Below are 13,839 nucleotides of genomic sequence, written 5' to 3' on the forward strand. Positions count from 1 at the left end.
CTAGTTATTAACTGGGGGCGCAAACTGAAAAATAAGGGTAATGCTCTTATCACAGTTTAAATGCATGACAGCTTATGGTATAAATTCTTGACACTACTTCAGAGCCATCAAAGAAGGCAAAGTGGAGTTGACGCCTTCTGCTTAGTGTCTCTAAAGGTGATGGGTGAAATGCTGAGTAATGGTTAATCCAACATTCGTAGATGTAGGGGGGTGACTGGCTGAATCCCCACAACAGATAAACCAGTACTACTCCTTGATTTCTCTTGTTGTATGCGCCTGCTCTAACGCTTATCGGAGCAACAGCTTCTTTGAGAAAGGAGTGATCCCATGGGGTTATATTTGCCATAAAAATGGGTACATGGTTGCTGAGTAGATTGGTCGAGTCAAGTTCAACCGGGATTAAGGTAGAACTGATCAAATCAATCCATTCCCAAATAGCAGTCCCAGGGGGAGAGTTCATCAGAAATTGGGGCGCATTAGTAGACATTGTTGGGGATGAATAGCCTGTATATTGGAAGCCGGGATAACTGGAATTACGACCAGGAAATATGGAGCGAGCGCTCCTCGTCTGAGGTAGGAGTTTGACAGTCAATCGCATCACGGATTAACCCCCAAGATACCCACCACGCTCGGTCAAGTTCTACCACTGTATCAGAAGATATGGCAGCAACTTCCATCATTTCTTGGCGAAGCTGTACAATTAAATTAAGTCCCTGATGGAGTTTCGATAAAACTGTTTGCTGCTGATTAATTTTTTCGGAACTCCCCAATAAAGTTGGTGCATCTTGCGCTTATCCCTACAGGTAAGGGGATAAGCGCAAGATACTCTCCAACAGCATGATTAAATTGATGGGATTGGGGATTACTCCGGTGCAGCGAAACTTGGCGAAGAGCGGCTCTGGCTTTTTGGATAGTGTGAAGTGAGATAATGCCAAGTTCTGTAACAAAGACTCCTTTGATAGCATCAAATCGGATAGCCGTGTGTTGGGTGATTATCTCTCCCAATGAAGCAATTTGACCGAGTTTTTGTTTGAGTTGACTGGCATTCTCTCCAAAGGAACTCCAATCTAATTCTTGGGGATCATCAGCTTCCACGATAGCCTCTTGATAGCCTTTGCGAGTCTTTTCTCGAACCAGAGATACCAGTTTTTGTGAGGCAGCCGCTACCGAACGACAAGGGTAGACGTGGGTTCTTGGTGGGTAATTAACTCGCCCATATTCGACGTACAAATTACCATCTGGCATCACCCAGCCGCACCAGAATTTATTGGAGTTCTCTTGTGGAGCAACATAAATCAGTTTGACCTGTTTGATGGCTTGATTTTTATCGACAGTCATAGAAAATTCACGATGAATTTTGGGGACTTGAGCTTTTCTTTACCTCTCAAATCCCCAAACTGGGCTATGTTGAACTTACCGGAGAGTGATTACATTAAGAATTGTCAACAACACGGCCAGAGTCATCGCTGACAGCCCAGGAAACTTGGCGATCGCTAACTTCTGAGGTGGTAGCCACAATCTGCGGATCTGGAGCCGCCCACGTCGCTTGTCCCGATCGCGCCCAGGCTCGCAGTTCTTCCAATTCCCGGGTATCGGAACCAAACTGGGCTGGTTTGACTTTAATTTGACCCAGCAGTTCACCCACCGTCACCTGTCCGGGATGGCGCTGGGCGTAGGCAACAGAGGCACAGTGTTCTGCTACTTTGCGAATCTCATCTCCGGTAAAGTTGGCTGACTCCAAAGCAAGCTGGTGAACTTCTTCCGGGGACAGGATTAACTTGTAGCGTTGGAGTTGAACTTGCCAAATTTGCTTCCTGGCGGCAACACTGGGCAAATCTACGTAGAAGATTTTGGTGAACCGACGCAGGATTTCTGGCTTAAAGCACCAGGGGCGGTTAGCTGTCGCCGCGACAAATACGGATGAGCGAGAGTCTTGGAACCATTTCAAGAAATAGCCGAACATCCGCTGACTCGTACCCCCATCAGTTTCAGTACCACTACCACCAGGGAACATTTTATCCATTTCATCAATGAACAAAATACAAGGCGCCATACTTTCCGCCGCTCTGATGGCTTCCCTGAGATTGGATTCCGAACCCCCCAATTCCTTGGTCATCAGCTTACCTGTGTCTAAAACAATCACCGGTAAACCCCATTCCTGGGCAAAGCACTTAACTGAAAGCGTTTTACCCGTACCCCCCACACCGACAATCAGCGCCCCTTTGGGGAAAGGAATATTGTACAATTCCTGGGCTTCTGGTTCTAGCAGTGCAGTAATGGTAGTCGCCCAGTCGCTGAGTACAGGCAAACCCTGCACCTGCACGTCGGGAGCAGCAGCGTATTCAATGCCTTTGGCAGCAAACTTGGCTTTCTTGATATCGGAGATAACATCAATGCTACCCGCATCAAGGCGGCTGTGAGTAGTGGCACACAGTTGGATAGTGTCATCCATCCCCTCATGAGTCATCCCCAAAAGCGCTCTGACCATTCGCTTGCGGTCAGTGGTACTAAGCTGTACTGGGAAATTTATACTTTGAGATGAGGCACTCTTTTGCAGGGCTTTGATCCGATAATCGAGAATTAAATCTGTTTCCGGTTCAGTGGGTAGGGGATTTTGGGCATCAGCAACTAAATCTTGAAATACCCGTGGCGTCACTAAACCATCATGAAGGATGATAACTCGATTAGGCGATCTCTTGACCGCAAACCAGGCATCTACGGCTAATCGGACTAAAGCCGGATTGGGAGATGTTCCGGCAATAAAGGGATAGAGGTCTTTGAGCAGGAACAAGGTGGGACGGGGATTTGAGGCGGAAATACACTCCGCTTCGATGTATTTGAGCAGGGCTTCTACCGGATGTCCTTGCGCTTTATAGTTGGCAACAGGGGACTTTTTAATCCCTGCAAATTGTCCGCGTTTTGTGGTAATTTCTGCTTTCTGAAGGCTATGAGCGGAGTCCCAGATGAATAAGTCAAACCCGACTGGCTCGGCAATTTGGGCGGCGATTTGATTGGTAATTGAAATCTCGCTGGCTGTGGGACTATCCACAGCAACGGTGGCAATCCCGGCGTTGAAGTAGCGCTTGATTTCTAGATCATTAAATGCCATTCTTGTCAATCTCCAATATTAACACGGTCGGTAACGTGCAGGTTGGGTTCTTCATAGAATTCGGGTTTGATTGTTGTTGAAGATTTCCCCAGTTTGTCTAAGGCTTCAGTTAGTTTTGTGCAACTAGAGCCTTGGACGTTGAGAACTTCGACGTTGAGAGGTTGTCCTAATTTGAGCGTGATTTGGATTTGTGGAGTAGACATGGGTGAATTCAAATTCTTCCTGTTTGTTAATTGGTGAGTCTTATTCGAGAGGGGACGATAACTTCCCCTCGGCATTCTTGAAACCTTCTGCCCTCTGCCTTGGAGCCTTTAACATCACCAATTATTCCAATCCGATGCACCATCAACGCCCGTTGTCAAACTAACTTTTTGGGTTAAATTAATTCGGGTTGAGCCATCTTCTAACGTAGTTTCCGTGTAATCCCATAGAGTAGGTGGATAATGGATTTCGATGTAGGCTCGGTCGTGGGCTAGCTGAACTTCATTGATAAAGTTTTGGACAGGCAAAGTCGAGGAACCATTCATTTGACCAAAGGCTTTTCCCAAGGCATTTCGATTAAAGTCCCAAGGGTCAGCTTGCAGTTCAAAGCATTCTTCTTGAGAATTCCAAAGGAAACCGACATCAAGCAGGGCAGAGTGTCCGGGAACATTCAAATCCGTGCGCCGAATAATGATTTGACCGTAGGCAATATCGCGACGGGAATAGTCGCTGATTAATTCCACCGGATTCTCATGGACTTCAACTTTAGCGGCAATTCCTTTTTGTTCCAGGAGGTTTTTCAGCCCTTGGACGAGTGCTTCTTTGTGGATTAACTGAGTTTTAACGCTGGAAAAGTGAGACATAAGCAATTCACGCATTCAGAAAGATAGGGATGGTGTTTGGGTTGATTAATGTTGCGGATTAAAGACCACCCAATCCGAGCGGTCTAACCCGGCGGCATCAGCAATCTCTAAGAGTTTTTGCTGTTCACCAAGAAGCTTTTGGCTGATTTCATCCATCTTTTGTTGCAGTTGTGATTTACTGGAAGCATCCAGCTTTTTAGCATTGACACTGGCTGTGTCTAAAATCGACTGTAAGTGACCCATCATGTCAGCCAGAGTGGGAGCTGTTTCTCCTTGGGCGTTACCGATGAGAACCTGAATTTTCTTGAGTTGCTTGGAAATCTTTTTGCGGAAATTGACAGGTTTCTTACCCGGTTCCCACGCGGCTAAATCGTCCAAGAGTTCAGCTGCAAGTTGTTGTCCTCCGGCAATTGCAGCTTTTGCTAGGTTTTGCTCCAAGTTTTGGTCGTAAGCCTCAATGAATTGAGTAATTTGGTTGAGGCATTCTGCCTGCTGCTGATTGAGTTGGTCAGACAAAGCTGGTATGATAACGGGACGAGCGATGATAACTTGCAGGTACTCTTCGAGTTCTTCCAGTTGAGGAAATTGGTTGAGCAGTTGAGTCCGAGCAATTTCCTGAGCATCGCTGTCGAGGTTCCAGGCTTTGGCACTCAAGAATTGTTCTATGCGATCGCTAAATTCAGCAAACCCTTGTTCGTGCTGTTGCTTGAGTTCGGCGCGAAGCGCGGGTGCCAGCACGTCTCGAATGTGGATCATCCGCTGCCACACGAGAGGGGCGAGGGAGATGGAGCAGACTAAATCACCGTTATCTTGGGTCATCCATTCTTTGACTAGGGCGATTTCGCTCCTGAGTTGAGAGGCGGCTTCGTCGAGTGCTTTGAAGACGGAAATGCCTCGGAGTCCAACTTCAGATTTGGTGATTTTTTCTAAGTCGGATTCGGCGTCTTTTTTGTCGGTAGATTCTTGGACAGGTGATGCAGGAGTGAGAATCTGTTGCCATTTGGGTGCAGTTTTGCGGGTGGCGTTTTTCAGTCCAATTTTGAATCGGATTCGGGTTTGGTTCAACGCAGTTAGGTTGTGTCGATGCACCACAGCTTCTTTGAGTACACTGGTATCGGATTGAGACTCAGAAACTTGGCACTCAGTTGGGCAGTTTTTGTCGCGATTGGCTTGGCTACCACCCGTTTCTGTAGCATCCTGTGGAAAAGCGCGATCGCCTGGTCGTTGTGCTGATGAATTGATAAGCATTTGGGGAAAAATGGGTGACAAAAACGGATTGAGTATCTTAGTGGCAATATTGGATTAGAAAGGTTTGAGGCTATTTTATTGTGCCTATTCAACCGTTATCTTTCTCACAGCTTAGGCGCGTCAGCGCCAAAATAGCCGAGGTGAAAAAATATAGTAAAAGGCAGAAGGTTTATTATTGGTACTCTGGCACAGTCGTCCCTAACTTGTTCCGCTCGTAAAGTTGATGCAATCTACCTACAGCATCGGCGACATAAGGGAGCTGCGTAAAAATAAAGTACCAGTGAGGAAAGCTGTATTCATCAACTCAGCCAAGCTTGATTGGTATATTATTAAGCCGCAAGTCCCTAACCCTTAGTGTCTTTGCCACCAAAGTCATGGTGAGGAGATGGGGGAGACAAGGGAGATGAGGGAGATGGGGAAGATAGTGAGGATAGTCAAACAACAACCCCAACGGTAAATTTCCCTAAACTTGATTGCCTAAATGCTAAGAAATATTGTTAGTCAACCCACATAAGCCAGCATAACCAATCCCAATCGCATCCACTGAATCATCAACGGGAAGATTCTCTAAATCAAACAGCGCACTCAAAATTTCAGCGACTTCGTCTTTAGACGCTCGCCCATCGCCCAGATGGGCTTTCCAACTCGATTGATGCAGCAAAACCGGAATAATCTCAGCTTCCCGATAGCAAACTAAATTGATAATTCCAACCGCCTGTAAAACTACCCCGGCTGCCTTGATTTGTCGGGAAAAAAAGGGCATTTCTACTGCCGCCTTAGTGGGTTCAAACTCTTCCATCAACGTGACCAAATCCTCCTCCAATTCGGCTAAGCGTTCCGGAGTTGATAAGGTTTTCTTTGTTTCAATCGTTCCGTAGTCAATCAGACAGACCATCCCGTTACTGTCTGTTGTTAAAATTGACCAGCCGACGGTAGCTAGTCCAGGGTCAATACCAAGCCAGATATCTTCTGTATTCATAAGTATATAGTTCGGCAAGGTTGGAGTTAAAATACTGCTGATAAGCTTGAGTCCCCAATAGCAGGGAACGCACAACGGAGGTATCGAGAAAATGTTGAGGACTATCCTGGGCTTGCATATTATTTAGTTCTCATCCTTGTCTAGCTCAATACCGGAGTTAAATTCTATCCCAAAGGGCAGGGTGTCAAAGCCAAAATCTTCCAGACGTAAAATGGCTTGTTCGACATCTTCATTACTCAGTTGGGAATCAACTAAAGTCGTGAGGAGATTGCAAACTTCTTTATACTGATTAGCCTGATAGTCAATCCAGCGATTCTGAAAGGCGATCGCGTCGTAAAAAGCCATCAGGACTTCGGTTAACGGTTCAAAGGGAAACTGATCGCGAATAGTCCTCAAGGTTCGCAACAGACTATCTGCGTAGACAGCCGCTATGGGTGTACCACAGTAAGGTTGGATTTTTGCAGGTCTAGCTGAATAGAGAGAGCAAGTTGTCTGGGAGAAAGAAGCTGTACTTCTGGCATAGTTATTTCCATAAATGAATGAACTACCCCGCCTGCTCCGAGGGCGGGGTTTCTGATTTCCCGCTTCCTTTTTTGCTGGCTAAGTATCGGCAACAGGGTTTAGAAGTATGATTTTGTGCGAGGCTGGGGTCTTGCTTTGCCTGGTTGATCCCACCCAATCTCAGCATAACGCCTACAGAAATGCGATTTTACATCTTGCATCGCCCCTGGTTCGGAAATAATCACGGCATGGAAATGTTGTGCGCCTTGAGACGGGTGTTGAAGGAGGCGAAGAAGCTGAAGTTAATTTCGGTGATTGATTATGCTGAGGCGGTTGATATTGATAGTGTGAAGGCGTCGGCTCCGTTACGGGGTAGGGCGCTCTCTAAACAAGAGGTGTCGGCGCTGATGCGGGTTTGGTGACGGTATCGATGTTGGCAGGTCATGCTTCTGTGGAAACGACGGCAAAATATGATCGTCGGGGAGAGGTAGCCAAACAACGGGGGAGCATCCCAATTTGGCAGGTTGGCTCTTTGAATGGGGCTGAAACCTTTGCCATTGCGTTACTTGAGGTAATGCTTTGTCCAAAACGGGATGCTCCCAACAACGGGCGGTGGAGTTGTTGGAGATTCCTCATCAGTTTTAGGGGCGTACAACTGATTCTATTTCATTTTTTTCTTTACTTTTTGCACGGATTTGACTAAATTCGTCAAGGGAACGTGAACGTGTTGGATACGTGTTATTTAGTCAGATTCACTTCACAAGAGTATGCCAAAAAAGATGTACATAAATAATAAAGTTCTTGACTTTCAGTGTCTGAAACCTTAACTTCTATGTCAGGCAAACAGTCAGAATTTGCTTCTAGAGTTCTTTACTAAGCTCCAGTACATCATAAAATAGTATCGATTCCCAAATAATAAAGTTCTTAACTGTCACACAGGCTCAACTCACTCAGGGTTCCAAAGATTTCAAAGCTACCTCTACAGCTTGTTGAACAGGGGGTAGAGCAACCGTGTGAGGCTTCAAACTAGCCCGTGATAAAAGTTGCCACCGTGCAGGATAAATATGCTCTTGACGGAAGCACTCAGTAGCCCACTCTAATCGTCGGATGGCATACTCCACCTGGGTTTCCACTACTTCACTTAAAACCTGAGCTGTAAGTGGTAGTTTATCAATTTCCTTTTGAATGAGAGTATACTGTCCAAGTTTTCTGGTAATAGCCGTCTTGGTCAACCATATCGGGCGTCCTGGCGCATTCTTCATTTGAACAGCTAATTCTTTTACACCAGCAGCCAACTGTGAATCCCGAATAGACCAATCTACCCTAGCAAGTCTTTGGGGGGACGCAACTGTGTGACGCCTCTGCTGTGGTAGATGAGCTTCTAACCATTGTGAATCGTGCTTGTGCAACCAAATATAAATGCGACCGAAATTTTTCCGCAAGAACGAGAGTCCTGTTTTCGGATAAGTCGCTGTGAGTTTCAGCCACTGTTGGCGGTAAGTTTCCAAAGTATCTGAAGCAAGAGAACTAGTAGTTTCAGGCGGTGTTGAGATTTGGGCACTGGCATAGAAATCCTTCTGGAATTGCACAAAAGAAGCCACTGTATGTCCCAAAAAATGAATGAGTAACAAATGGTGAAGAGGAGACTGGACTTTGTCAGGACAAAATCGGGTTAAACGTAACAGCCAGTGATTATAACTAGAAACGTCTAGTTCACACATGAGCTGCTGTAAAAAGTCTCTTTGATAAAAGTCATTAAAAGCTTGGTTGAGCGGCTGGACATAAATCCGACCAACAGATGAGGCTAACTTACACCCTCTAAGCAGTTTGAGATAACAATAAGGTAAATTTTCTAATTCCAAGCTCAAGTGACGTTGGTCAAGCAGCCAAGCCGCATCGTGGGCAATTCTCAGGAAAGCCTGATGAGAAGGATTGGACTCATCAAGCTCACTCGGAGAAGAAATAGCAATGCCTTGTTGTGCACAGATAAACTGACCGCACCTGCGACCATGGCGAAAAGGTACAGAACTTTGCGCCAAAAAAACAGTGTGTACCGGACAAACTTTGACGCCAGGAACTTGATGCAGACGATGCCAATAAGATTCGCCAAACTGCCGAATGTCCTCTTCTGCACACACAGGACAGAATTGCAACCATAGGGGAGTATGACTGACTAAAATTCCCAAGCGTCCATAAATCCGCGAACCGTTAGTGGTTTGCATATCCTCTCGTACTTGATTGATGCGGGAGGGCGGACAAAATGGACTGTAAAAAGGCAGCAATGTATGGTTGTCAATCAATCGGTCAACAGTATAGCTGTGTCCTGGAGGTAGGGTAGCCACTAAATGACCGAGGCGAGAAGGCAGGTCAACAACAGCCGCTCCATTGCGAGTGCCAAAGAGCTGCCGAACTACAGAACTTTCACCGGGATATCGCACTCGGTCGGCGAAGCGAGCGCAGACACTGTAAAGTAGTTCGTCGGGGTAAGGGTCGGGAAAGAAACTAATCATATAAACCCCTCTTCGCTGGAAATGAATTCAGTACTACCGCCGATGTAACCTGCCTGTTTGAGAGTTTCATAGGCACTCATGCCACTTGAGGCTCCGTTGCTCACAATTTCTGGTAATTCTGCTGGTGAGGTAGCTGTGGGTCGTTTTTTCGCTTTCTTGGTGGCTTGAACTGGAGAAGAATTACTGCCAAAAGCTTGTTCTAACTCGGGTTCAGGCTCAGGAGATAAAGGCATCGATGGCTCAAGCACGCTCTTGTTGACCGAGTTTTTCGCAGTGGCGGTTTGAGGATTAATTGAATTAGCAACGAAAAGATGCCCTAACTCTTGTTCGAGAAAAGGTTCGATGGTAATTGGGCGAACATCTTCGCAGTTTTTTAACCGCTCTAACGAACCCGACTTTAAAGCATTTAAAACCTCTCTGGCTGTCCGCAGGTAATCCAATGCTACAGACTGGATAATCCCTTTGGTCAATTTCTCCTTTCCAGTCGTGATAGCTCGCACCTGTGCCAACATGAACAGCTTTACTGCTAAGTCAGTAATACCTTGACTTTCGTAATAGAGAGCATGGCTCAATTCATCTGTAAGTTGGCAGGGAAACTGGACGTACTGGTATTGCCACAGCGACTCAATAAATAACAGCCAGTCCTCATCTTCTTTCATCCGTTCCCAAACCAAATCTCCCTGTCCCGTACCGCGACGAATTTGACGAAATTCGCTACCGAGAACTGACCAAGCTTTGTAAGTTCCCACCAGCACGACAGGTAGCCCAATCATATTGATCAGTTGTACAAAGAAATCGAGCATTTTTTCATGTCCGCCACTTCTGAGCTTGCTCAGGACTTGAATTTCGTCAATCACCAAAACACCTAAATGGACTAAGGAGGCGACACGGGCTACATCTGGCATCAGCTCGTTCAAGGTTCGTCGTCCTTTACCGCCATAGCTCAAGTAGTAGGAAGTCTCCAAAAGGTAAAGCTTCAATCAGAGGATTGCCCCGGTATATGGAAATCTCTTCATGATAATAAGCTGACACTTTTTGTCCTTTAAAAACGAAAATTGGCGGTTTTTCAATGGTTTGGGTCTTTTTCATGATTTAATGTCCTTTCACGTACAGCCCGTAACTTTTCAATTGGTCGTGCTGGGGGTATGTATTCATCTATGGGTTCATCTACTTGGTTGATTGGCTGTTGTGGAACCACGGAATTAGGGGGGGAGGTAACAGTTGGTGAATCAAACTGCCAAGCTAATTCCTGCCGCTCTTTTAAGCGTTCTGAGTGTTTGTTCAGTCTGATATTTTTGAGGCGATTGGGTTGGCTTTGATTCTCTCGCTGCTCTTGAGCTTGAGCCGATGCCAAAGCAATAATTTGGTTAGCTTTAGCGTTTAAAGAAGCTTTGGACTGCAAGCCGCGTGTTCTAGCGGCTTGTTTGTCTTGTTCAAAGCGTCTATAGTAGTCAGCCACTGTGAGAAAATCTAGCCCCAAAAATCTCTGTTCAGTTTCATGCAAGTGACAGACTTCCACAAGCTGACCTCCATCAAGTCGAAGGTAGATGTTGTCAACACGGCGGGGGTCATAAGCCACAGAAATCTTCCAGCATCCAGAGTTTCTAGCTAATACAAACCATTGTTCTTTGAAAGCCAATTCACAGGTATAGTGCAGCTTTTTGAAGTAAATCCCGTTGCGAGTAACAGAAGCTAATTCGGATGGGAGGAGATTCAGGCGAATGGTTTGAGGAGGCTTCCAATGCAGAGCGCCCACCCGATTTTCCACTCCCCAATGCCAGAGGTTAACTGGATAAGGAGCGACATTTTCCTGAATCATAAATTCTTCAAAATGGTATTCATCCAATCGTTTTTCGTTGTTATGGTCAAGGATGAATAGAATCATGAGTTGTCGAAATTCGTAGAGGGTGAGTACCCCATCAAGTCGATAATCTCTTTCGCCTCGCGCCTTTACCTTTGAAAAGCTACCTGGGAGCCAATGAATGATTTCATCATTAAAATAACGAAAGCTCCTCTCGATAATTCCTTTGAGGTCAGCTCGGTATGGGGGTGTGTTACAAACTTGGACACCTAGAGATTCCACCAAGTTGTTGGCGTTATACCCCTCCAATTCACCTCGGTCTGCCAAGATGGCTTCGGGAAGGTGATGACTGGGCCACTCAGTTTCTTGGATTTCAATCCCGTTAAAGCGGCAAAATTCAACTTTATCGGCTGTGGCATTTTCCAGCGCTAGCATTGCACCCAGCCAACTGGCCGGTTCGAGAGTGACGACAAACCCAACAATGAGCCGACTGAATACATCAATAACCAGGTAAAGTGTGGGTCTACCAATAATCCAGTTGCGGTTGAGGGAACTGACCAAGTAGATATCTGCAATTGTTGCGTCGATTTGATACAGTGACCCAGGTCCAAAAGCCATAGCTGTTGAGTCTCCCTCCAAGGGGCGGTGACGCAAGTTAAACTGACGCTGACCTTCACGGGCAATAAGTGTCTTACTTAGTGAGCGGCTTTTCTCATACCAATACTTAAACTGCGTGAAGCTCGGCAGTTCTTCTGCTAGTGCCCTTGAACAGGGCGTGCTAGTGCCCTGTTCAAGGGCGTAACCGCGATGAAAAAACTTCTCTAAGGTGAGTTGGTACGCCTGTTTTAAGGTTCTTCCCGTGCGATTTTCATAAAATAATCGGCAGCCAGTGAGTAGTTTCTCCCGTACTTCGGCATCAACATTAATGCCAACGGATTCACCTGTGGGTAAACAGAGCAAAGTAGGACGTCCGCGTTTGCTGTTCTGGCTGGTTCTCACTTTACCTTTGCCACCACATAAGTGAAAGCGGGGCAGCAGAGTATTGAGAGTTTGTCCCCCCTGCCAGTAACGCCGTAAGTCTTTGCGAATGGTTGTCTCGCTTCGTCCTGTCCGTTGAACGGCTTGGGCGATGAGTCGCCCTCGCCCAGAGCGATGAAAGACCAATTCTCCAGTGGCAATGATAGGAGCTATGGCAGCCCAAGCTTCCTGGAGTAACTGGCGTTGAGCTAGAGAAATTTCCTCATCCTGTAATTGAATAGCCCCGTAGGGGTCGTTTTGAACTGGGCTGATTTGGTTAGCGGCTAAAGCCGCTAAAAGATTCTGATATTTATGCCAAATGGGTTGGGCATGAGGATGATTGATATCGATAGTGACTATATCAGTGCCAGATGGAGCAATCCACAGCACACGGTCAATTTGAGGGTTGGCTTCCTCAAGGCTATGCCACTCAAATAGCTGGTTTATTAACAGCATTTTCTTCTCCTTTTTGGTGAGTGGGCTAAGGTATTAACTGAGTTCCCTTTAGCACCAACTTCCGGCTCGGATGGATGGGTTGATTCATGTCAACTAACCATTGGCGTGTAGCTAGCAGATGACGGGCAACTGATAAACTACTACCCGGACGTAAGTTGAAATAGGCATCGCCTGAAGACGCGATTTTGGCTAGGGAGTTGTTACTTTGAAGGACTTGGTGGGTAAGTAAGTTTTTGATTTGATCAATTTCCGGCTCTGACAGGGAGAGGCTTGAGGTATGAAAGCGAGGATGTAGCCAAGCTATATTTTTGACAAGAACTGTGGGAATATCGTGTTCGGTCACAATCTTCCAACTGATGTTTCTGTTTTCCCAGTAGCGACGCTCAATTTCAAATTTTTCTCTTACAGCTTTCTTGGCTAACTCCTGCGAAGGTTTAACAGTGCGAGCAAACTGCACTACTCCTATAGGGAAGCGCACACTGATGCAGAAGTCCGTTGTCATTACCACAGGTGCGCGGGTAACTGGGTCGGTAGGGTGTCTCAAACCGCAATCTTGGGCAATTTTTAGAGTTTCTGATAAAGGCAACAAAGGATATTGCTCTCGGATATCAGTAACTTGTTCTGACCAGTCGAGGATGTAAAAATAGCGAGTTTCTTGAAGGCTGAACAGTTCGTGCTTTCTGTTAGTTTTTATGCCTTGGATGCGTGTAACGACGCAAGCGCGAGGGAACATCTTGAACGGTTAGCCAAGGTAAATAATCTTTTCCCCACCCGATACCACGCCCTTGTTGAAGACGTTGTTCAATCTGTTTAGGAGTTAATGCCCTATGTCGTTTAGCCATCGGAGTTGCTCCGCTCTTTCCACTTTTTAGTGGATGGCTGCTATGCTTGATATTTGCTAGTCTAGCGCTTAAACTCTTTTTCGAGTTAGCGCGAAAGGCTCCCGAATTGTTAAGTACCATGCGACAATGAGGGCATGAGTAAGAAAGAGTCTGGGATGTTTGAGCTCAATGGCTACATCCCAAAAGCACTGAAGTTAAAGTTTAAGTCGCTTGGCGCTGCCTGTGACCGTTCTATGAGTGAGGTTTTGGCAGAATTAATGCAAGAGTGGATCAAATCGCAAGAGGATAAATCACTTCATGCCAACAATGATGACGAATAAACTTATCTGCTAACCCCTAAATCTTCTTTTCTGGTACTGTGCCAGTTACTTCACGACTTTATTATTTACTTCAAGACTTTATTATTTACTTCAAGACTTTATTATGAATGTACAAAAGATGAGCAAGGTCATTACCCTGTTTAATCAGTCCGGGGGGGTAGGTAAATCGACGTTGACGATGAATTTGGGATATCACATCGCCAAACAGAAG

The 13,839-nt window shown here is 46.0% G+C and carries 20 protein-coding genes; 4 read left to right on the forward strand and 16 right to left on the reverse strand.

The annotated features are described in order from the left end of the window. Positions 1-49 precede the first annotated feature (49 nt). From ACLGGO_RS32515 to ACLGGO_RS32560, 10 genes are all read right to left on the reverse strand, one after another. The gene (locus tag ACLGGO_RS32515; RefSeq protein WP_446422416.1) at positions 50-460 is read right to left on the reverse strand and encodes a hypothetical protein; all 411 of its coding nucleotides are present in this window, start codon (positions 458-460) and stop codon (positions 50-52) included. Positions 461-533: 73 nt separating this feature from the next. Further along, the gene (locus ACLGGO_RS32520) at positions 534-770 is read right to left on the reverse strand and encodes a hypothetical protein (RefSeq protein ID WP_446422417.1); all 237 of its coding nucleotides are present in this window, start codon (positions 768-770) and stop codon (positions 534-536) included. Beyond that, a complete protein-coding gene (locus ACLGGO_RS32525) occupies positions 748-1,338 on the reverse strand; it encodes a WGR domain-containing protein (protein WP_446422418.1) in 591 nt (196 codons plus the stop codon). Before ACLGGO_RS32525 ends, ACLGGO_RS32520 begins: the two co-directional genes overlap by 23 nt. A gap of 94 nt (positions 1,339-1,432) precedes the next feature. Then, complete coding sequence (locus ACLGGO_RS32530) at positions 1,433-3,109, reverse strand: AAA family ATPase (protein WP_446422419.1); 1,677 nt, start codon at positions 3,107-3,109, stop codon at positions 1,433-1,435. 5 nt (positions 3,110-3,114) lie between these two features. Further along, a complete protein-coding gene (locus ACLGGO_RS32535; RefSeq protein ID WP_446394683.1) occupies positions 3,115-3,312 on the reverse strand; it encodes a DUF2997 domain-containing protein in 198 nt (65 codons plus the stop codon). Between the two features lie 114 nt (positions 3,313-3,426). Then, entirely contained in the window at positions 3,427-3,954 is a 528-nt protein-coding gene (locus ACLGGO_RS32540) for a hypothetical protein (RefSeq protein WP_446394684.1), read from the reverse strand. Between the two features lie 45 nt (positions 3,955-3,999). Then, entirely contained in the window at positions 4,000-5,202 is a 1,203-nt protein-coding gene (locus ACLGGO_RS32545; protein WP_446422420.1) for a hypothetical protein, read from the reverse strand. A gap of 484 nt (positions 5,203-5,686) precedes the next feature. Beyond that, on the reverse strand, positions 5,687-6,181 hold the full coding sequence (locus tag ACLGGO_RS32550) for a crossover junction endodeoxyribonuclease RuvC (RefSeq protein ID WP_446422421.1): 495 nt from the start codon (positions 6,179-6,181) through the stop codon (positions 5,687-5,689). After that, positions 6,150-6,299: a hypothetical protein gene (locus ACLGGO_RS32555; protein WP_446422422.1), complete on the reverse strand. Its 150-nt coding sequence runs from the start codon at positions 6,297-6,299 to the stop codon at positions 6,150-6,152. The genes ACLGGO_RS32550 and ACLGGO_RS32555 overlap by 32 nt, the downstream gene beginning before the upstream one ends. 5 nt (positions 6,300-6,304) lie before the next feature. Continuing rightward, entirely contained in the window at positions 6,305-6,586 is a 282-nt protein-coding gene (locus tag ACLGGO_RS32560) for a hypothetical protein (RefSeq protein ID WP_446422423.1), read from the reverse strand. 296 nt (positions 6,587-6,882) lie between these two features. Here ACLGGO_RS32560 and ACLGGO_RS32565 point away from each other — a divergent pair, with 296 nt between their 5' ends. Further along, positions 6,883-7,104 (forward strand): hypothetical protein, encoded by a 222-nt coding sequence (locus tag ACLGGO_RS32565; protein WP_446422424.1) that lies wholly within the window; start codon positions 6,883-6,885, stop codon positions 7,102-7,104. Beyond that, a complete protein-coding gene (locus ACLGGO_RS32570; RefSeq protein WP_446422425.1) occupies positions 7,101-7,385 on the forward strand; it encodes a hypothetical protein in 285 nt (94 codons plus the stop codon). The genes ACLGGO_RS32565 and ACLGGO_RS32570 overlap by 4 nt, the downstream gene beginning before the upstream one ends. Before the next feature lie 247 nt (positions 7,386-7,632). Here the strand turns inward: ACLGGO_RS32570 and ACLGGO_RS32575 are convergent, their stop codons facing one another. The 6 genes from ACLGGO_RS32575 to ACLGGO_RS32600 form a co-directional block, all read right to left on the reverse strand. After that, positions 7,633-9,192: a TnsD family Tn7-like transposition protein gene (locus ACLGGO_RS32575; RefSeq protein ID WP_446422426.1), complete on the reverse strand. Its 1,560-nt coding sequence runs from the start codon at positions 9,190-9,192 to the stop codon at positions 7,633-7,635. After that, positions 9,189-10,172, reverse strand: a complete 984-nt coding sequence (locus tag ACLGGO_RS32580) for an AAA family ATPase (RefSeq protein WP_446422427.1) — start codon at positions 10,170-10,172, stop codon at positions 9,189-9,191. Before ACLGGO_RS32580 ends, ACLGGO_RS32575 begins: the two co-directional genes overlap by 4 nt. Further along, positions 10,123-10,281 carry a hypothetical protein gene (locus ACLGGO_RS32585; RefSeq protein ID WP_446422433.1) on the reverse strand — a complete coding sequence of 53 codons (159 nt, stop codon included), beginning with the start codon at positions 10,279-10,281 and terminating at the stop codon, positions 10,123-10,125. Before ACLGGO_RS32585 ends, ACLGGO_RS32580 begins: the two co-directional genes overlap by 50 nt. Next, positions 10,259-12,466 carry a Mu transposase C-terminal domain-containing protein gene (locus ACLGGO_RS32590; RefSeq protein WP_446422428.1) on the reverse strand — a complete coding sequence of 736 codons (2,208 nt, stop codon included), beginning with the start codon at positions 12,464-12,466 and terminating at the stop codon, positions 10,259-10,261. Before ACLGGO_RS32590 ends, ACLGGO_RS32585 begins: the two co-directional genes overlap by 23 nt. A gap of 25 nt (positions 12,467-12,491) precedes the next feature. Next, positions 12,492-13,055 (reverse strand): TnsA endonuclease C-terminal domain-containing protein, encoded by a 564-nt coding sequence (locus tag ACLGGO_RS32595; protein ID WP_446422429.1) that lies wholly within the window; start codon positions 13,053-13,055, stop codon positions 12,492-12,494. 94 nt (positions 13,056-13,149) lie between these two features. After that, positions 13,150-13,308: a hypothetical protein gene (locus ACLGGO_RS32600; RefSeq protein ID WP_446422430.1), complete on the reverse strand. Its 159-nt coding sequence runs from the start codon at positions 13,306-13,308 to the stop codon at positions 13,150-13,152. Between the two features lie 134 nt (positions 13,309-13,442). Here ACLGGO_RS32600 and ACLGGO_RS32605 point away from each other — a divergent pair, with 134 nt between their 5' ends. After that, positions 13,443-13,628, forward strand: a complete 186-nt coding sequence (locus ACLGGO_RS32605) for a plasmid partition protein ParG (protein WP_446422431.1) — start codon at positions 13,443-13,445, stop codon at positions 13,626-13,628. A gap of 118 nt (positions 13,629-13,746) precedes the next feature. Then, the coding region (locus ACLGGO_RS32610) for a ParA family protein (RefSeq protein WP_446422432.1) at positions 13,747-13,839 on the forward strand (93 nt) is incomplete at its 3' end.

Source organism: Coleofasciculus sp., from assembly GCF_046565525.1.
Taxonomy (GTDB): domain Bacteria; phylum Cyanobacteriota; class Cyanobacteriia; order Cyanobacteriales; family Coleofasciculaceae; genus Coleofasciculus.